At 68.1% G+C, this 17,122-nt stretch carries 17 protein-coding genes and 1 pseudogene; 6 read left to right on the top strand and 12 right to left on the bottom strand.

Translation table 11 applies throughout. The features are described 5' to 3' along the window. The first annotated feature begins 34 nt into the window (after nucleotides 1-34). Nucleotides 35-574 carry a CvpA family protein gene (locus M9945_RS09860; protein WP_367929390.1) on the top strand — a complete coding sequence of 180 codons (540 nt, stop codon included), beginning with the start codon at nucleotides 35-37 and terminating at the stop codon, nucleotides 572-574. Between the two features lie 56 nt (nucleotides 575-630). Further along, on the top strand, nucleotides 631-2,118 hold the full coding sequence (gene purF, locus M9945_RS09855; protein WP_367944366.1) for an amidophosphoribosyltransferase: 1,488 nt from the start codon (nucleotides 631-633) through the stop codon (nucleotides 2,116-2,118). Between the two features lie 12 nt (nucleotides 2,119-2,130). Here purF and sugE read toward each other — a convergent pair whose 3' ends face one another. Then, complete coding sequence (gene sugE / locus M9945_RS09850) at nucleotides 2,131-2,448, bottom strand: quaternary ammonium compound efflux SMR transporter SugE (RefSeq protein WP_367944365.1); 318 nt, start codon at nucleotides 2,446-2,448, stop codon at nucleotides 2,131-2,133. Between the two features lie 224 nt (nucleotides 2,449-2,672). Here sugE and M9945_RS09845 point away from each other — a divergent pair, with 224 nt between their 5' ends. Both M9945_RS09845 and M9945_RS09840 read left to right on the top strand, forming a co-directional pair. Further along, the gene (locus tag M9945_RS09845) at nucleotides 2,673-3,431 is read left to right on the top strand and encodes an SDR family NAD(P)-dependent oxidoreductase (RefSeq protein ID WP_367944364.1); all 759 of its coding nucleotides are present in this window, start codon (nucleotides 2,673-2,675) and stop codon (nucleotides 3,429-3,431) included. Nucleotides 3,432-3,534: 103 nt separating this feature from the next. Further along, entirely contained in the window at nucleotides 3,535-3,894 is a 360-nt protein-coding gene (locus M9945_RS09840; RefSeq protein WP_367944363.1) for a hypothetical protein, read from the top strand. A gap of 94 nt (nucleotides 3,895-3,988) precedes the next feature. On the opposite strand, the gene pssA is transcribed toward M9945_RS09840, so the two are convergent. Then, entirely contained in the window at nucleotides 3,989-4,810 is an 822-nt protein-coding gene (gene pssA / locus M9945_RS09835; protein ID WP_367929386.1) for a CDP-diacylglycerol--serine O-phosphatidyltransferase, read from the bottom strand. Between the two features lie 6 nt (nucleotides 4,811-4,816). Next, entirely contained in the window at nucleotides 4,817-5,515 is a 699-nt protein-coding gene (locus M9945_RS09830; protein ID WP_367929385.1) for a phosphatidylserine decarboxylase, read from the bottom strand. Between the two features lie 218 nt (nucleotides 5,516-5,733). Between M9945_RS09830 and M9945_RS09825 the strand changes: the two genes are divergently transcribed. Next, nucleotides 5,734-6,933, top strand: a complete 1,200-nt coding sequence (locus M9945_RS09825; RefSeq protein WP_367944362.1) for a GGDEF domain-containing protein — start codon at nucleotides 5,734-5,736, stop codon at nucleotides 6,931-6,933. 18 nt (nucleotides 6,934-6,951) lie between these two features. On the opposite strand, the gene M9945_RS09820 is transcribed toward M9945_RS09825, so the two are convergent. From M9945_RS09820 to M9945_RS09810, 3 genes are all read right to left on the bottom strand, one after another. Next, nucleotides 6,952-8,811 carry an ABC transporter ATP-binding protein/permease gene (locus tag M9945_RS09820; protein WP_367944808.1) on the bottom strand — a complete coding sequence of 620 codons (1,860 nt, stop codon included), beginning with the start codon at nucleotides 8,809-8,811 and terminating at the stop codon, nucleotides 6,952-6,954. 64 nt (nucleotides 8,812-8,875) lie between these two features. After that, the gene (locus M9945_RS09815; RefSeq protein ID WP_367944361.1) at nucleotides 8,876-9,226 is read right to left on the bottom strand and encodes an ArsR/SmtB family transcription factor; all 351 of its coding nucleotides are present in this window, start codon (nucleotides 9,224-9,226) and stop codon (nucleotides 8,876-8,878) included. 161 nt (nucleotides 9,227-9,387) lie between these two features. Beyond that, nucleotides 9,388-10,941: a LysM peptidoglycan-binding domain-containing protein gene (locus M9945_RS09810; RefSeq protein ID WP_367944360.1), complete on the bottom strand. Its 1,554-nt coding sequence runs from the start codon at nucleotides 10,939-10,941 to the stop codon at nucleotides 9,388-9,390. A gap of 114 nt (nucleotides 10,942-11,055) precedes the next feature. Here M9945_RS09810 and M9945_RS09805 point away from each other — a divergent pair, with 114 nt between their 5' ends. After that, nucleotides 11,056-11,670, top strand: coding sequence for a TIGR00730 family Rossman fold protein (locus M9945_RS09805; RefSeq protein WP_367944359.1), 615 nt, complete (start codon nucleotides 11,056-11,058; stop codon nucleotides 11,668-11,670). A gap of 3 nt (nucleotides 11,671-11,673) precedes the next feature. On the opposite strand, the gene rarD is transcribed toward M9945_RS09805, so the two are convergent. The 6 genes and pseudogenes from rarD to M9945_RS09775 form a co-directional block, all read right to left on the bottom strand. Continuing rightward, nucleotides 11,674-12,639, bottom strand: a complete 966-nt coding sequence (gene rarD, locus M9945_RS09800) for an EamA family transporter RarD (protein ID WP_367944358.1) — start codon at nucleotides 12,637-12,639, stop codon at nucleotides 11,674-11,676. Nucleotides 12,640-12,804: 165 nt separating this feature from the next. Continuing rightward, nucleotides 12,805-13,760: pseudogene (locus tag M9945_RS09795) on the bottom strand (IS481 family transposase). 165 nt (nucleotides 13,761-13,925) lie between these two features. Then, a complete protein-coding gene (cimA, locus tag M9945_RS09790) occupies nucleotides 13,926-15,542 on the bottom strand; it encodes a citramalate synthase (protein WP_367944357.1) in 1,617 nt (538 codons plus the stop codon). After that, nucleotides 15,539-15,664 carry a hypothetical protein gene (locus tag M9945_RS09785; RefSeq protein WP_367944356.1) on the bottom strand — a complete coding sequence of 42 codons (126 nt, stop codon included), beginning with the start codon at nucleotides 15,662-15,664 and terminating at the stop codon, nucleotides 15,539-15,541. The genes cimA and M9945_RS09785 overlap by 4 nt, the downstream gene beginning before the upstream one ends. Further along, nucleotides 15,661-16,617: a prolyl aminopeptidase gene (gene pip / locus M9945_RS09780; RefSeq protein ID WP_367944355.1), complete on the bottom strand. Its 957-nt coding sequence runs from the start codon at nucleotides 16,615-16,617 to the stop codon at nucleotides 15,661-15,663. The genes M9945_RS09785 and pip overlap by 4 nt, the downstream gene beginning before the upstream one ends. Then, a complete protein-coding gene (locus M9945_RS09775; RefSeq protein WP_367944354.1) occupies nucleotides 16,614-17,099 on the bottom strand; it encodes a GFA family protein in 486 nt (161 codons plus the stop codon). The genes pip and M9945_RS09775 overlap by 4 nt, the downstream gene beginning before the upstream one ends. Between the last annotated feature and the right edge of the window lie 23 nt (nucleotides 17,100-17,122).

Raw genomic sequence — 17,122 nt, 5'->3', positions numbered from 1 at the left:
GCGGCCCCCCGCTGCCCTCACGGAGTGGAGCTCGATGCCCATCACCCTGCTTGACGGCGTTCTCGTCGGCTTCACCCTCGTTTCGGCGGTTCTGGCCATGGTGCGCGGCTTCTCGCGCGAGGTGCTATCGATCGCCTCGTGGGTGGCGGCGGCCGCGGCGGCCTATTTCTTCTATCCCGCTGTTTTGCCCTATGTCGCGCCCTATATAGACAACGACAAGGTGCAGCTCGCGGCTGCGGCGGCCATCGTCTTCTTCATCGCGCTGATCGTGGTCACGGTCATCACCATGAAGATCGCCGATTTCATCATCGACAGCCGCATCGGCGCGCTCGACCGCACGCTCGGCTTCCTCTACGGCGCGGCGCGCGGTATCCTTGTCGTGGCGGTCGGCCTGCTGTTCTTCTCCTGGCTGGTCGGGCCGAACCCGCCGGCCTGGATTTCGGAGGCGAAGTCGCTGCCGCTGCTCGAAGGCGTCGGCGACTGGCTGGAAGGCCTGCTTCCGGACGACCCGGAGAACACGATCATCGACCGGCTGCGGCCGGGCGACGAGACGGGCACGCAGACCGAGAATTGAACGCCGCCGGCAGAGGCGGAACGGAAACCGAAAACCAGGCGAGAGGCGTGAGCCAGATGGCAGACGCAGACGACACCCCGTTTTCCGCCGATATCGACGACAATCTCCACGAAGAATGCGGTGTGTTCGGCATTCTCGGCCATGAGGACGCCGCCGCGCTGACCGCGCTCGGCCTGCACGCTCTTCAGCATCGCGGGCAGGAAGCGGCGGGCATCGTGTCCTACCACGACAGGCGCTTCCATTCCGAGCGGCACATGGGCCTCGTCGGCGACCATTTCACCGACGCCGCCACGCTGCGCCGGCTGCCCGGCAACCGCGCCATCGGCCATGTGCGCTATTCCACCACCGGCGAGACGATCCTGCGCAACGTGCAGCCGCTGTTCGCGGAGCTGGAGGTCGGCGGCATCGCCATCGCGCATAACGGCAACTTCACCAACGGCATCACGCTGCGCAGGCAGTTGATCGCGTCCGGCGCGATCTTTCAGGCGACCTCGGACACCGAGGTCGTCCTGCACATGATCGCGCGCTCGCGCCACCCCTCATCCTCCGACCGTTTCGTCGATGCGATCCGGCAGGTCGAGGGCGGCTACGCCATGCTCGCGCTGACGCGCACCAAGCTCATCGCCGCGCGCGATCCGATCGGCATCCGCCCGCTGGTGATGGGCGAGCTCGACGGCAAGCCGATCTTCTGCTCGGAGACCTGCGCGCTCGACATCATCGGCGCGAAATATGTGCGCGACATCGAGAACGGCGAAGTGGTGATCTGCGAGATCCAGAAGGACGGCTCCATCACCACCGAGGCGATCAAGCCGGAAAACCCGCAGCCCGAGCGGCTGTGCCTGTTCGAATATGTCTATTTCGCCCGCCCCGATTCGGTGGTCGGCGGACGCAGCGTCTATGTGGCGCGCAAAAACATGGGCATCAACCTCGCCGGGGAAGCGCCGGTCGAGGCCGACGTTGTGGTGCCGGTGCCGGACGGCGGCACGCCGGCGGCGCTCGGCTTCGCGCAGGCGAGCGGCATTCCGTTCGAGTACGGCATCATCCGCAACCATTATGTCGGCCGCACCTTCATCGAGCCGACGCAGCAGATCAGGGCGCTCGGCGTCAAGCTGAAGCACTCCGCCAACCGCGCCATGATCGAGGGCAAGCGCGTGGTGCTGGTGGACGATTCCATCGTGCGCGGCACGACCTCGGTCAAAATCGTGCAGATGATCCGCGACGCGGGCGCGACGGAGGTGCACCTGCGCGTGGCGAGCCCGATGATCTACCACCCGGATTTCTACGGCATCGACACGCCGCATGCCGACAAGCTGCTCGCCAACCAGCACGACAGCCTCGATTCCATGTGCCGCTACATCGGCGCGGATTCGCTGGCCTTCCTCACCATCGACGGGCTCTACAAGGCGGTCGGCGGCGAGCCCCGCGATCCCAGGGCCCCCGCCTTCACCGATCATTATTTCACCGGCGACTATCCGACCCGCCTCGTCGACCAGGACGGCGAGAGCAACGTGCATACGCTGTCGCTGCTGGCCAGCAACGGGTGAGCGTTTGCCAGTTTATGGCGAAACCAGCTTCAGGCCGATGATGCCGGCGGCGATCATGCCGATGCAGGCGAGTCTCAGCGCCGCGGCCGGCTCGGCAAACAGCACGATGCCGAGGATGGCGGTGCCGATGGTGCCGATGCCGGTCCAGATCGCGTAGGCGGTGCCGAGCGGCAGCGTGCGCAGGGCAAGGCCGAGCAGGAACAGGCTGATCGTCATCGCGCCCACGGTGTAGAGGCTCGGCCACAGCCGGGTGAAGCCATGGGTGTATTTGAGGCCGACGGCCCAGCCGATCTCGAACAGGCCGGCAAAGAACAGATAAATCCAGGACATAGCCCTTTCTCCTTCACTCAAGGAGATGGGGCCGTCCCCATCGTTCGCGTCGGTGCACCGTTCTCAAGGCAAGGCGCGCGCCGGCCGGGCCGTCCCGGCTGCGTCGATATGGGACGCTTGCCGCGCCCGGTCAAGGGTTTCCCTTCGGCGTGCATTCGGCTAATCCCACGGCAGGAAGCGGCCCCTTCAGCGGGCCGCGCCAGCATCGCCAGCGAGGAGCAGCCATGTCAGACGCATTGCCCGAGACGCCCGACCTTTCCGGCCGCGTTGCCCTCGTCACCGGCGCCTCGCGCGGCATCGGCTATTTCGTCGCGAAGGAGCTGGCCGCGGCCGGCGCCCACGTCATCGCCGTCGCCCGCACGGTCGGCGGGCTGGAGGAGCTCGACGACGAGATTCGCGAAGCCGGCGGACAGGCGACGCTGGTGCCGCTCGATCTTGTCGACATGGCCGGCATCGACCGGCTGGGCGGGGTGATCCACGAGCGCTGGGGCAAGCTCGACGTGCTGGTCGCCAACGCCGCCATCCTCGGCGTCATCGCACCGGTCGGCCATGTCGAAGCCAAGGTGTTCGAGAAGGTGATGGCCGTCAACGTCACCGCGACGTGGCGGACGATCCGCTCGGTCGACCCGCTGCTCAGGCTCTCCGACGCCGGCCGCGCGATTCTCATGTCGTCGGGCGCGGCGCATTCGGCGCGCGCCTATTGGGGGCCGTATGCGGCCTCGAAGGCGGCGGTCGAGGCGCTGTCGCGCTCGTGGGCCGACGAGACGAAGAACACGGCGCTGAAGGTCAACTGCGTCAATCCCGGCGCGACGCGCACCGCGATGCGCGCGCAGGCGATGCCGGGCGAGAACCCCGAGACGCTGCCGCACCCGTCCGAGATCGCCCGAAAGATCCTGCCGCTGGCGAGCCCTGCGCTGACGCAGACCGGCGCGATCTTCGAGGCGCGCGAAGGCCGCTTCGTCCACTACCGCATGCCGGAATAGGCCCGTCCCTTCTCCGTGTGCCCGCCCGGCTATCGACCGGGCTTGCGGGGTATGCTAGACAGGCCCATATAAATCTTGCGCCCTCTCACGCGGGATATGGATCATGGTTCTTTCTCTTCGCCCGGCGATTGCCGGCCTTTTCCTCGCGGGTGCCGTCCTCGGCGCGGCGCCGGCCATGGCCGACGTGTTCAGCTCGCAGGACTTCTCCGGCGACACCGCGACGCTCGACCAGCTTCCCGGCGTCAACCTCGACGTCGCGCCGGGTTACGGCGGCGGCTTCAGCAATTGCGCCGAGGACGACAGGCCGTCCTTCACCGGACGCAGCCTGACGCCGCAGAAATCGACGACCTGCCGCGTCGGCAATTTCTCGATCACGTCGACAAGCCCCTCTTCGTCGTCGCAGCTCTACGACACCACCTATGGCGGCAATCCCCCGCCCTGGGTGCCGAGCTGGAAGCCCTGATCTCGCTGCTTTGACGCAGTTCCGTACGGAAAAGTGTTTTCAGTGCCCGGCCCGAAAGGCCGGGCACTTCGTTTCTGCGTAAGGCGGATGCCGGTTACGGGTCCGGCGTGTCCTGCGCGGCCGCGGCGGCGGCTTCCTCGCGCGCCTCGCGGCGGCGATAGGCGGCGGCGCTGAACGGCAGGAAGACGAGGCAGGCAATCGCGGTCGCGGCCATGGCGTGCCACGTGTAGCTGGCCAGCAGCGCGACATAGAGGACGATGCCGAGGATCATCGGCATCACCATGTCGCGGCGCACCCGCAGCCCGCTCTTGCCGGAATAGACCGGCACCTGGCTGACCATCAGGAAGGCGATCAGCACCGTGAACGCGCTCGCCCAGAAGGCGAAGGCGGTTCCGAGCGGCACGCCGAGAAAGCCGAGATAGACCGGCAGCAGCACCAGCATCGCCCCGGCCGGGGCCGGCACGCCGACGAAATAGTCGGCCTTCCATGCCGGGGCGTTCTCGTCCTCCAGCATGACGTTGAAGCGGGCGAGCCGCAGGCAGCAGGCGATGGCGAACAGCAGCCCGGCGATCCAGCCGAACGCCCCTGCCCGGTCGAGCACGTAGGCGTAGAGGACGAGGGCGGGAGCGACGCCGAAATTGACGATGTCGGCGAGAGAATCCATCTGCGCGCCGAATTTCGACGCGCCCTGCAGCATGCGGGCGATGCGCCCGTCGACGGCGTCGAGCAGCGCCGCGATCAGCACCATGGCGACGGCGAGCTCGAAACGGTGCTCGAAGGCGAGCCGGATGCCGGTCAGCCCGGCGCAGACGGCCAGCACCGTGATGAGGTTGGGCACGATCATGCGCAGCGGAATCTCGCGCAGGCGCGCGGCGCGGCGCGTCCTGTCGGCCTTGTGGCGCGGTTCGCTCGCCATCGGTCCTCAGGAGACCCGCACGAGGGGCGACGCCGCCTCGACGCCGTATTCGGCGAGAACGGTCTCGCCGGCGACCGCGGTCTGGCCGGCGGCCACCTTCACCGCCGCCCCCCGCGGCAGGTAGACGTCGACGCGCGAGCCGAAGCGGATCAGGCCGAAGCGCTCGCCGGCGGCGAGATCCGACCCCGGGTCGCTCCAGCAGACGATGCGCCGGGCGACGAGGCCCGCCACCTGCACCACGCCCATGCGCCCGTTCGGGCTTTCGATGACGAGGCCGTTGCGCTCGTTCTCGGTGCTCGCCTTGTCCAGCTCGGCGTTGAGGAACTTGCCGGGGCGGTGCTCGACCACCGAGACGCGGCCGCGCGCCGGGGCGCGATTCACGTGGCAGGAAAACACGTTCATGAACACGCACACGCGCACCATCTCCTCGACGCCGAGCCCGAGCTCGCGTGGCGGCACCGCCGGCCCGACCGAGGAGACGACCCCGTCGGCGGGGCTGATGACGAGCCGATCGTCGATCGGCGTCACGCGCTCGGGATCGCGAAAGAAATAGGCGCACCAGGCGGTGAGGATCAGGCCGATCCAGAACAGGCTGGTCGAGAACAGCCCGAGCAGGATGGTGGCGCCGGCGAAGGCGGCGATGAACGGCCAGCCCTCGCGGTGGACCGGCACGAATGTGTTCCTGATCGTATCGGCAAGGCTCATGCGGCTCTGCGCTCCCGCTTTTTTGAAGTCAGCCTGATACCCCATCGCCGGTTGAGCCGCAACGCGCGATTGGCCGCGACGTTCCCGCCGCGCGGACACGAAACCGCCGCGGGAGGGGGCTCCGGCGCGGCCCGCAACCCGGTACGAACGCGCGCTGACCCTGCGTTAAACCCCTTGTTATCGATCGCGTGCTATAGCCGGGCTGCCGGAGGAAATGGATGACTTCCCAGTTCGTCATAGCGATGCTCAATCCGACCATCGGAATGCTGTTCGCCTCGGCCTTCTTCCTGCTGTGGACGAACCAGCGCGGCCAGAACTACATCCTGATGATCGCGCTGAGCTACGTCGCCTCGTCCGTCGGCTTCCTGATCCAGGACGTCGGCCCGAGCTTCGCCAACAAGTTCGAGCGCATCCCGGCGAACGTCTGCTTCCTCGTCACCGGCTACCTGCTGATCGGCGGCGCGCTGAAGCGATACGGCCTGCGCATTCCCCATGTCCTGATGGCGGGCATCGTCGCCGCCGGCGCGGCGTGGCAGGTCTGGTTCGTCCTCGTCCAGCCCGACCTGACGGCGCGCGTCTTCATGGTCAACTTCCTGCTCGGCTGCATCTCGCTCATCGGCGCGGTAAAGCTCCATCCGGTCGAGAAACGGCACTCCGTCGACCGGCTCCTGTTCTGGGTGATGGTTCTGTGCACGCTGAATTTCTTCCTGCGGCCGGCGTCGATCATGCTGCTGGCCGGCGGCTTCACCGATTTCGGCAGCTTCCAGCAATCGTTCTACTGGACGACGGTGCAGTTCACGCAGGTGATGATCTCGGTGCTGTTCGCGCTGACTCTGATGGTCGCCATCGCGCTCGACCTGATCGCGGAGCTGCGGCGGGAGGCCAACACCGACAAGCTCTCCGGCGTACTCAATCGGCGCGGCTTCGAGCGGGACGCCGTCGCCGCGCTCGGCGCATGCGGGGAGCGGCGCCAGTCGGCCTGCCTGATGATCGCCGACCTCGACCACTTCAAGGCGATCAACGACGCGCACGGCCATGCGGTCGGCGACCGGGCGATCAGCCTGTTCGGTCAGCATCTGGCCGCGTCGCTGCAACCCGGCATGATCGCCGGGCGGATCGGCGGCGAGGAGTTCGCGGTGCTGGTCCCCGAGGCCGAGTTCGGCGCGGCAAGGCGCTTCGCCGAGGCGCTGCGGGCGGATTTCCCGCAAAAATGCGCCGGCAGGCTGCCGCTTTCCCTCTCGCCCTCCGTCAGCATCGGCCTTTGCCTCGCCGGGCCGGGCGTCGAGCTCTACGACCTGATGCACAAGGCCGACGAGGCGCTCTACCACGCCAAGCGGCTCGGCCGGAACCAGGTGCAGGTGTTCACGCCGCGCCAGTCCGACACGCCGGCGACGAGGCACACCCTCGCCGGCGCCTGACGGCAGGGACGCTCCCGCCTATTCGTCCACCGGCTCCATTCCGGCCGGCGAGCGGCGCTCGACGATGCCGAGCGCGTCTTCCTCGCGCACCTTGCGCAGACGCTCCTCGGCCTCCGTCGCCTCGCGCTGGCGCGCCCACATCTCGGCATAGAGGCCGCGCTTCGCCAACAGCGCGGAATGCTTGCCGCGCTCGGCGATGCGCCCGTCCTGCAGCACGATGATCTCGTCGGCCGAGATCACGGTCGACAGCCGGTGGGCGATGACCAGCGTGGTGCGGCCGCGGCTGACGAGGTCGAGCGCGGCCTGGATCTCCTGCTCGGTGCGGGTGTCGAGCGCCGAGGTCGCCTCGTCGAGCATCAGGATCGGCGGGGCCTTCAGGATGGTGCGGGCGATGGCGACGCGCTGCTTCTCGCCGCCCGACAGCTTCAGCCCGCGCTCGCCGACCATCGTGTCGTAGCCGTCCGGCAGGCGGACGATGAAATCGCCGATCTGGGCGAGGTCGGCGGCGCGCTCGACATCCTCGGCCGCGGCGTCAGGCCGGCCGTAGCGGATGTTGTAGCGGATCGTGTCGTTGAACAGCACCGTGTCCTGCGGCACCATGCCGATCGCGTGACGCAGGCATTCCTGCGTCACGTCGCGGATGTCCTGCCCATCGATGCGGATCGCGCCGGACTGGATGTCGTAGAAGCGGAACAGCAGCCGCGAGATGGTCGACTTGCCGGCGCCCGAGGGACCGACGATGGCGACCGTCTTGCCGGCGGGCACCTCGAAGGACACGCCCTTGAGGATCGGCCGCGCCGGATCGTAGGCGAAATGCACGTCCTCGAACGTGACGGTGCCGTCGCCGACGACGAGCGGCGCGGCATCCGGCCTGTCGACGACCTCTGCCCTGACGTCGAGCAGGTCGAACATCTGCTCGATGTCGGTCAGCGCCTGCCGGATCTCGCGATAGATGAAGCCGATGAAGTTCAGCGGCACCGAAAGCTGCATCAGCATGGCGTTGACGAAGACGAAATCTCCGATCGTATGCGTGCCGCGCGTCACCTCCCACGCCGACAGCGCCATGACGGCGGCCATGCCGACGCCGAAGATGACGCCTTGCCCGAAGTTCAGCCAGCCGAGCGAGGTCCAGGTGCGGGTCGCGGCGTCCTCGTAGCGGGCCATCGAGCGGTCGTAGCGCGCGGCCTCCATCTTCTCGTTGCCGAAATACTTGACCGTCTCGTAGTTGAGCAGCGAGTCGACGGCCTTGGTGTTGGCGTCGGTGTCGCTGTCGTTCATGTCGCGGCGGATGGCGATGCGCCAGTCGCTCGCCCAGACCGTGAACCAGGTGTAGAGCCACACGGTCGCGGCGATGATGGCGACGTAGACCCAGCCGTAGACGACCCAAAAGATCACCGCCATCAGCGCGAATTCGAGGATGGTCGGCAGCGTGTTCAGGATGGTGAAGCGCACGATGGTCTCGATGCCCTTCACCCCGCGCTCGATGACGCGCGACAGCCCACCCGTGCGCCGCTCGAGATGGAAGCGCAGCGACAATTGGTGGAGGTGGACGAAGGTCCGGTAGCCGAGCTGGCGCACCGCATGCTGGCCGACGCGCGCGAACAGCGCGTCGCGCAGCTGGTTCAGGCCCACCTGGACGATGCGCACGCCGTTATAGGCGAGGACGAGCATCACCGGCGCGGCGAGGATGGCGGGGATATAGTCGGGCGCGGCAAGCTCGCCGGTCAGCGCGTCGGTCGCCCATTTGAAGAAATAGGGCACCAGCACCAGCACCAGCTTGGCGAGGACGAGGAACACCGTCGCCCAGACGACGCGCCATTTCAGATCGGTGCGGTCGGCCGGCCACATGAAGGGCCACAGATTGGCCAGCGTTCGCATGGTCGAGCCGGAATCGGCGGAAACGGTCTTATCGGACAAGGCAAGAAATCCTGAAATGGGCGGGTCAGCCGCAACGCCCGGCGGACGGCGGCGCGCAGCAGAAATCGAGAAGGTGATCGACGGCGCCGGCCAGCGCGGCCAGCGCCTCGCGGTCGACCTCGTAGCGCGAGCGGGGGCGGCCCGGCGTCAGGCGCACCAGCCCGGCATCGACCAGCACCTTGAGGTGCTGCGAGACCGTGGACTGGGCGAGATCGAGCCGGGAGACGACGTCCTTGCAGCAGCAGGCCTCGACGCCGGCGAGATGCTGGAGGATCTCGATGCGGGCGGGATGGGCGAGCGCGGCAAGCCGCCCGGCGAGCGCCGCGCGCTCGCTGCAATCATGCCTCGCGGGAATCGGGTCCAGCCGGGTATTCATCGTATATCGGCGATATACGATGAACGGTTTTCGCGCAACCCCGTGCCGGACAATTCCGGCCGCATGGCGGGGATGTGGAAAAGCCGCGCGAGCCGTCGCCCGGAAGCCCGAGAAACGGAGAGGACGGCGCGCGGGAACGCCCCCGCGCTCGGGCAGGCCGGCTACTGCGCCGTCGTCGTCTCGCGCTCTTCCGGCTTCACGGCCTGTTCGCCGATGGCCTCGAGGTCGGCCTGCTCGCCTTCGGGCGTCTCGCCCGGCAGGGTGAAGACCTGACCCGGCCAGATGCGGTTCGGGTTGTGGATCTGGTCCTGATTGGCGAGATAGATCGTCGAATAGCGGATGCCGTGGCCGTAGACGCGGCGCGAGATGCGCCACAGCGAGTCGCCCCTGCGGATGATGACCGCGCCGTCGACACGCTGGAGCGGCGGGGCCGTGGCCTCGTCCTCCTCGCCCGCGGGCGCGGCGGGAGCAACGGCGACCTCCGCCTCCGCTTCGGGCTCGGCAGCGGCGTCGGCCGGAGCGGCGGGCTGCGGCTCGTCCCCGGCGGCGACCTCGCCCGGCGCGGCCTGCGCCGGCTCCCCGGTTGCCGGGGCGGCGGGCGCGACGGCGGCAATCGCCTCGCCCGGCTCGCGCTCGAACGGAACGCCGGCGCGCGCGACCACGGAGCCGTCGTCGCCGAGAAGATCGGCGCGGATGAGATAGTTGCCGACGTCAAGATGGCGCTTCGCCTCCACGAGGAAGCGTCCGCCCTCCGACGCCACGGCGTCGCCGAGCAGCACGGTGCCGGCATAGACGCGCACGGTGCGGCCGGCATCGGCGCGGCCGGCGACGAAGATGGTGTCGCCCTCGATCTCGACCGCCTCGACCGAGACGGTATGGACCGCCGCCGGCTGCGGCGCGGCCGGAGCGGCCGTCTCGTCGGCGGGCTCGGCCGCTGCTTCCGGCGCATCTGCCGCTTCGGGCGCGGGCGCGGGCGCGGTTTCTCCTTCCTCAGTCTGCGTCGCGGCGACATCGGCGGCCTCGGCCGGGGTCTCTTCCTCCACTGCTGCTTCGGCCTGCCCGGACTCCGGTGCCGGTTCGGCGGCGGCGCCCTCGGCGGGCTCCCCGTCGGCGGTCGCGGGGGCCTGCGGCACAGAGATCAGCTCCGCCGGCTGGCCGGGCTCCTCGACCATGGCGAGAACCTGGCCGTCCTTAGCCTCGGGAATGGAGACGATAGCCGTTCCGTCCGAAAGCACGGTCTCGCCCTCGGGCGAGGTGGCGCGCAGCGCCAGCCGATAATCGCCCGGCTTCAGCATCTCGTCGAGCAGGACGACGAAGTCGCCCTCCGGCCCGGCCGCGGCCTTGCCGAGGACGGCCTCGCCCGACAGAACCTCGACCTCGGCCCTCGCGCTCGCCTTGCCGGCGACCAGCACCGAGCCGTCCGGCTCGACGCGAAGCACGTCGAACACAGGAGCGGCAAGCCGGTCGGTCTTGGGCGTGGTCGCGGGACCTTCGGCGGCGGCTTCGGGCTCTGCTTCCGCCTCGTCTTCGCCCTCGTTCTCGACCGCGGCGGGCTCTTCCCGCGGGACGGCCGCGTCGGGCGTCTGGAGAAGGCCGGAAACCTCGGGCGGCTTCGGGGCGAGCCACGGATCGAGCGCCCCGGTGACATACGCGGTTCCCGCGGCTGCGCCGACCCCGCCGAACAGGAACAGAAGCGCCTTGACCCAACCCGCCATCGACTTTTTCCTTTGCCAGTTATCCCGCGTCTAGCCTGTTTTTCCCGCAGCTACAACAAAAAGGCCGGCCCTGCCGCTTGACCCTTTGGGCGGCTGAAGCGTCCAATCCGTCGCATGAACCCGATTCGATCCATCTGCGTCTATTGCGGCTCCTCTTCCGGCCGCAACGGAACCTATGTCACGGCCGGCTATGCGCTGGGCCGGTCCATGGCGGAAGCCGGCGTCCAGCTCGTCTATGGCGGCGGCACCAAGGGCATCATGGGCGCGGTCGCCCGTGGCACGCTGGAGGCCGGCGGCAGGGTTACAGGCATCATCCCGCGCTTCCTGATCAACAAGGAAGCGTCTCAAACAGCCCTCGGCACCCTCGACGACGTCATCGTCACCGAGGACATGCACACCCGCAAGCACACGATGTTCGAGAAATCGGACGCCTTTGTGGCGCTGCCGGGCGGCATTGGGACGCTGGAGGAGGTGGTCGAGATCATGACCTGGGCGCAGCTCGGCCGCCACCGCAAGCCCATCGCCTTCGTCAACATAGACGGGTTCTGGAACCCGATGCTGGCGCTGCTCGATCACATGCGGGCCGAAGGCTTCGTCCATACCGGCCATCTGGTGAAGCCGCTGGTGGTGGACGCGGCCGAGGCGGTGGTGCCGGCGGTGATGACGCAGGCCGCCGCCTTCGCAGAGGCCGCCGCCGAAGGCGACACGCGCGTCATCGGCAGGCTCTGAGATTCAGGTCCGCCTGCGAAACAGCACCGACCAGGAATAGAGCGCCAGCGCCACCCAGATCAGCGCGAACGCGATCATGCGGTCGAGCCCGAACGGCTCGCCGAAGGCGAAGACGGCGATCAGCGCGATCAGCGTCGGCGTGATGTACTGCATGATGCCGATGGTGGAGATGCGCAGCATCTTCGCGCCGAAGCCGTAGAGGATGAGCGGGATCGCCGTGAACGGCCCGGCCAGAACGAGGAGGCCGACATCGGCCCAGCTGCCGCCGAGGAAATGTCCCTCCCCCGATGCCTCCAGCCAGACGATATAGGCAAGGCACGGCGCCGCCAGCAGCAGCACCTCGAGGAAGAAGCCCTGGCTCGGGCCGATGGGCAGCGTCTTGCGGAAATAGCCGTAGGCCGCGAAGGTGAGCGCCAGCGAAAGCGACACCCACGGCACGCCGCCGCTCTCGACCGTCAGCACCGCTACGGCGACGACGGCGAGCGCGATGGCGATGATCTGCATCCTGTCGAGCCGCTCGCCGAGAAGCGTCGCCCCCAGCAGCACCGTCATCAGCGGGTTGATGTAGTAGCCGAGCGCCGATTCGACGGTGCGCTCTACCGCGATGGCCCAGATATAGATGCCCCAGTTGACGGAGATGAGCGCCGCCGTTAGCGCTGCCATGGCGAGGGTGCGCGGCGAGCGCAGCGCGATCTTGAGATCGGCGGTGCGCCCGAGCGCCAGAAGCACCGCTCCGGCGACCGGCACCGACCAGATGACCCGATGCGCGACGACCTCGATGGCGGGAATGTGAGCGATGGCCTTCATGTAGAAAGGCATGAACCCCCACACAAAATACGCAGAGAAGGCGAGCAGGAAGCCACGCCGTGCCGCCGCGTCGTCTTCGGAGGATCCGGCGACGGCGAGGTCGGGGGTGTCGGGCCCGGCGGTGTGCCCGTCCTTGCCTGCCGGCGTCACGTGTTCATGCATGGGCCTGACCGTTTTCCTCTTCGCGCCGCCCGCTCGCGGGGTCGGGGCTTGCGAGCCCGGAACGCCGGCCGGAGGCCCGGGAGCGCCTTTGGCGGTGCGGACCGCCTCCGATGCCCTATGTCGTTGTTTTCCTGCATGTCCGGCGCGGGGCCCATGGAGAACGCTCTAGCTGTGGAGCCTCAAGAGGTTGTCGCCGGTTAGATGGAGGCGACTGATTGGTGGTTTGGACTTTAGGCTGCCATGCGGGCGATGCCAATTGTAGCGGTGGAGCCAGATCGGCAGTTCAGCGGCACGGTGGCGTGATGTCGGATAGGCCACGGCATAGGCCCACTCGCGCAAGGCGGTCTGGATGAAGCGCTCGGCCTTGCCGTTTGTGCGCGGCGTGTAGGGCCTGGTTCGGATGTGCTTGAGGCCGAATTCGCGGCAAGCGCGCGAAAGCCTTCGAGCGATAGCACGAGCCGTTGTCGGTCATGACGCGAGTGACGGTGATTCTGAGGCTGGCGTAGTAGGCGACTGCCGCCGTGAGGAAGGCGACGGCGCTTTGCTTCTTCTCGTCGGGCAGGATCTGGCTGAAGGCGATGCGCGAGGCATCGTCGATGGCGACATGGACGAACTCCCAGCCGATGCCGCGACTGTTGGACTGGCCGCGCCGATCGCCGGTGATGCGATGGCCGACGCGGTCGAACCGGCCGAGTTTCTTGATGTCGATATGGATCATCTCGCCGGGATGGGCACGTTCGTAGCGCCCTGACCGGCGCGGCCGGCTCGATGTCCTTGAGCCGCGACAGCTCGGCGCGCCTGAGCACCCGGCTGACGGTGGCCGGCGAGACGCCAACCTCATGGGCAATGTGCTTGCCGGTCCAGCGCAGCCGACGCAGCACCACAATACGCTCGGCGATCGACGCCGCGGTGGCCTGCGGCATATGGGCGGGCCGCGAGGATCGGTCGCCCATGCCGGACCGCCCTTCCGCCTTGTAGCGCTCCACCCAGCGCGCCACGATCTTCGCCGACACGCCATAGGTCCGTGCCGCATGGGCTTGGGAAAGACGCCCCTCAATCACCGACAGCGCCATCTCCTCTCGACGCAACGGCGTCAGGCGGGCATTCTTGTGGATGTTCATTCGGACCCTCCGGTGGATGCTGAAGCTTGGTAACTCCAGTCTCCCCGGTCCGGTCCGAATGGACAACCTCCCGAAAGCTCACATCTAGCCCGGCGCGGCATGCCCGACCAGCGCAAAATACTGATGGAGGCAGCAGCCGCGCTGATGGATGGCCGCGGCATGCCCCTATTCGGCCGCGGCCGCGCCGGCCTCGCGGTTCCTCACCAGCTTGTACACGATGGCGTCCATCAGCGCCTGGAACGAGGCGTCGATGATGTTTTCCGACACGCCGACCGTCCACCAGCGCGCGCCGGTCGAATCGCGCGATTCGATCAGGACGCGGGTGATGGCCTCGGTGCCGCCGTTCAGGATGCGCACCTTGAAATCGACCAGCGCCATGTCGGCGATCTCGCCCTGGTAGCGGCCGAGGTCCTTGCGCAGCGCGATGTCGAGCGCGTTGACCGGGCCGTCGCCCTCGGCCACCGACATGCGCTGCTCGCCGTCGATGGTAAGCTTGACGATGGCCTCCGACACCGTGCGCAGATGGCCGTTGGCGTCGTGGCGGCGCTCGACCATGCAGCGGAAGGAATCGACGTGGATGAAGCCCGGCACGGTGCCGAGCGTGCGCCGCGCCAGAAGCTCGAAGCTCGCGTCCGCCCCCTCATAGGCATACCCTTCCGCCTCGCGCTCCTTGACCAGCGCGATCAGCGTGTCGAGGCGCGGATCGTCCTTGGCGACCGCGATGCCGCGCCGCTTCAGCTCAGTGATGAAGTTCGACTTGCCGCCCTGATCGGAGACCATGACCCGGCGGCTGTTGCCGACCGCCTCAGGGGGGACGTGCTCGTAGGTCTGCGGCTCCTTGAGCAGCGCCGAGGCGTGGATGCCGGCCTTGGTGGCGAAGGCCGAGGCACCGACATAAGGCGCCTGCGGCTCGGGCGCGCGGTTGAGCAGCTCGTCGAAGGCGTGGGAGAGCCGGGAGATGTCCGCCAGCCTGTCGCGGGAGATGCCGGTGGAGAAGCGCGCGGCGAAGGTCGGCTTCAGCATCAGCGTCGGCACGATGGAGATCAGGTTGGCGTTGCCGCAGCGCTCGCCGATGCCGTTCAGCGTGCCCTGCATCTGCCGCACGCCGGCCTCGACCGCCGCCAGCGAGTTGGCGACCGCCTGGCCGGTGTCGTCATGGGCATGGATGCCGAGGCGCTCGCCCGGGATGCCGGCGGCGATGACCTTGGCGACGATCTCGCGCACCTCCGACGGCAGGGTGCCGCCATTGGTGTCGCACAGCACCACCCAGCGCGCGCCGGCCCCGCAGGCGGTTCTGGCGCAGGCCAGCGCGTAGTCGGGATTGGCCTTGAACCCGTCGAAGAAATGCTCGCAATCGATCATCGCCTCCTTGCCGGCGGCGCGCGCCGCCTCGACGGAGGCAGCGATGCAATCGAGGTTCTCCTCGTTGGTGCAACCGAGCGCGACGCGCACGTGATAGTCCCAGCTCTTGGCGACGAAGCAGATGGCGTCGGCCGGGGTGGAGACCAGCGCGGCAAGGCCGGGATCGTTGGAGGCGGAGACGCCCGCCCGCTTAGTCATGCCGAAGGCGGCGAACTTCGCCCGCGCCGTCCGTTTCTCGCGGAAGAACGCGGTGTCGGTCGGGTTGGCGCCCGGATAACCGCCCTCGACATAGTCGAAGCCGAACTCGTCGAGCATGCGGGCGATGACGATCTTGTCCTCGACCGAGAAATCGACGCCCGGCGTCTGCTGGCCGTCGCGCAAGGTCGTGTCGAACAGATAGATTCGCTCTTTTCCGCTCATCCTGCGCCCCCGTGCCGCGCGACGGATTCCCTGATTTGTCCGTCCTCGCCCGCTTCGCGGCTGCGGGCGGACGGGCCGTCGAGAGTCGTATCAAAGAGATAGATGCGTTCCTTCGCGCTCATGCCTTCCCCGCGAACCTGTCGGTGGCGTAGATCAGCCGGTCGAGGATGCCGGGCTCGGAATAGGCGTGGCCCGCGCCCTCGACCAGGAAGAAATCGGCGTCCGTCCACGCCCTCGCGAGCTGCCAGGCGTAGCGCGCCGGGCATGGCATGTCGTAGCGGCCATGGATGATGACGCCAGGGATGCCCTTGAGCCTGTGCGCGTCGCGCAGGAGCTGCCCCTCCTCCAGCCAGCCGCCGTGGACGAAGAAATGGTTCTCGATGCGGGCGAAGGCCAAGGCAAACTCGTCCTCGCCGAAGCGGTCGCTGGTTTCCGGCTCCGGCAGCAGCGTGATCGTCTCGCCCTCCCACAGGCTCCACGCCTTGGCGGCCGCGATGCGCGCGGCGCGGTCCGGGCTGGTCAGCCGCCGGCGGTAGGCCGCCATCATGTCGCCGCGCTCGGCCTCGGGGATCGGCGCGAGGAAGCGCTCCCACTTGTCGGGGAACATCTCGGAGACGCCGAACTGGTAATACCAGTCGAGCTCGGCCCTCGTCAGCGTGTAGATGCCGCGCAGCACCATCTCGCTGACATGGCCCGGATGCGTCTCGCCATAGGCGAGCGCCAGCGTCGAGCCCCACGAGCCGCCGAAGACCAGCCATTTGTCGACGCCCATCATCTGCCGCAGGCGCTCGATGTCGGCGACAAGATGCCACGTCGTGTTGGCCTCGAGTTCGGCATGAGGCGTGGAGCGGCCGCAGCCGCGCTGGTCGAACAGCATCACGTCGTAGAGCGCGGGATCGAACAGGCGCCGATGCGCCGGCGAGATGCCGCCGCCCGGCCCGCCATGCAGGAAGATTGCGGGCTTCGCGCCCTTCGTCCCTACCCGCTCCCAGTAGATCGCGTGGCCGTCGCCGACGTCGAGATGCCCGGCCTCGAACGGTTCGATCGGCGGATAGAGCGTGCGCAGACCGGTCATGGCCGCTTCTCCCAGTTTTCGGTGTCGTGGTCGGGATGCTGGCAGCTCTCGACCGAGGCGAGGAAGGCGGCCGCTTCCATGTCGTCCTCGGTGACGCGCGCCGGCAAAGCGGGGATCGCGTCGACGTAAGGAAGCCTGCGCTCGACGCCGAACTGGATCGTCGGCGCGATCTCCTCCGGGTGGTCGAAGGCGCCGATGGCGAGCGCCACCCCGTCCGGGGCCTCGTAGGTCAGCGGCGTGCCGCATTCGGCGCAGAAGCCACGGCTGACATGGTTCGACGAGCGGAAGAGTTTCGGCTCGCCGCGCGTCCACGACAGCCCGCCTTCGGGCGCGGTGGCGAGCGGCGCGTAGAAATTGCCGAACGCCTTCTGGCACATGCGGCAATGGCAGATCGAGGCGTTCAACAGCGCGCCCTCGATGCGGAAGCGCACCGCGCCGCACTGGCAACCGCCGGTATAGACGGGCTTGTTGTCGAGGCTCATGGCTTCGACCTCTTCCTGAGACG

The organism is Aquamicrobium sp., from assembly GCF_023954335.1.
Taxonomy (GTDB): domain Bacteria; phylum Pseudomonadota; class Alphaproteobacteria; order Rhizobiales; family Rhizobiaceae; genus Aerobium.
This window is presented reverse-complemented; position numbering and strand designations above follow the sequence as displayed.

Excerpts from the sequence above, each read along its gene's own strand:
- M9945_RS09860 (WP_367929390.1), top strand. The coding sequence starts at position 35 with ATGCCCATCACCCTGCTTGACGGCGTTCTCGTCGGCTTCACCCTCGTT.
- purF (WP_367944366.1), top strand. The coding sequence starts at position 631 with ATGGCAGACGCAGACGACACCCCGTTTTCCGCCGATATCGACGACAAT.
- sugE (WP_367944365.1), bottom strand. The coding sequence starts at position 2,448 with ATGTCCTGGATTTATCTGTTCTTTGCCGGCCTGTTCGAGATCGGCTGG.
- M9945_RS09845 (WP_367944364.1), top strand. The coding sequence starts at position 2,673 with ATGTCAGACGCATTGCCCGAGACGCCCGACCTTTCCGGCCGCGTTGCC.
- M9945_RS09840 (WP_367944363.1), top strand. The coding sequence starts at position 3,535 with ATGGTTCTTTCTCTTCGCCCGGCGATTGCCGGCCTTTTCCTCGCGGGT.
- pssA (WP_367929386.1), bottom strand. The coding sequence starts at position 4,810 with ATGGCGAGCGAACCGCGCCACAAGGCCGACAGGACGCGCCGCGCCGCG.
- M9945_RS09830 (WP_367929385.1), bottom strand. The coding sequence starts at position 5,515 with ATGAGCCTTGCCGATACGATCAGGAACACATTCGTGCCGGTCCACCGC.
- M9945_RS09825 (WP_367944362.1), top strand. The coding sequence starts at position 5,734 with ATGACTTCCCAGTTCGTCATAGCGATGCTCAATCCGACCATCGGAATG.
- M9945_RS09820 (WP_367944808.1), bottom strand. The coding sequence starts at position 8,811 with ATGCGAACGCTGGCCAATCTGTGGCCCTTCATGTGGCCGGCCGACCGC.
- M9945_RS09815 (WP_367944361.1), bottom strand. The coding sequence starts at position 9,226 with ATGAATACCCGGCTGGACCCGATTCCCGCGAGGCATGATTGCAGCGAG.
- M9945_RS09810 (WP_367944360.1), bottom strand. The coding sequence starts at position 10,941 with ATGGCGGGTTGGGTCAAGGCGCTTCTGTTCCTGTTCGGCGGGGTCGGC.
- M9945_RS09805 (WP_367944359.1), top strand. The coding sequence starts at position 11,056 with ATGAACCCGATTCGATCCATCTGCGTCTATTGCGGCTCCTCTTCCGGC.
- rarD (WP_367944358.1), bottom strand. The coding sequence starts at position 12,639 with ATGCATGAACACGTGACGCCGGCAGGCAAGGACGGGCACACCGCCGGG.
- cimA (WP_367944357.1), bottom strand. The coding sequence starts at position 15,542 with ATGAGCGGAAAAGAGCGAATCTATCTGTTCGACACGACCTTGCGCGAC.
- M9945_RS09785 (WP_367944356.1), bottom strand. The coding sequence starts at position 15,664 with ATGAGCGCGAAGGAACGCATCTATCTCTTTGATACGACTCTCGACGGC.
- pip (WP_367944355.1), bottom strand. The coding sequence starts at position 16,617 with ATGACCGGTCTGCGCACGCTCTATCCGCCGATCGAACCGTTCGAGGCC.
- M9945_RS09775 (WP_367944354.1), bottom strand. The coding sequence starts at position 17,099 with ATGAGCCTCGACAACAAGCCCGTCTATACCGGCGGTTGCCAGTGCGGC.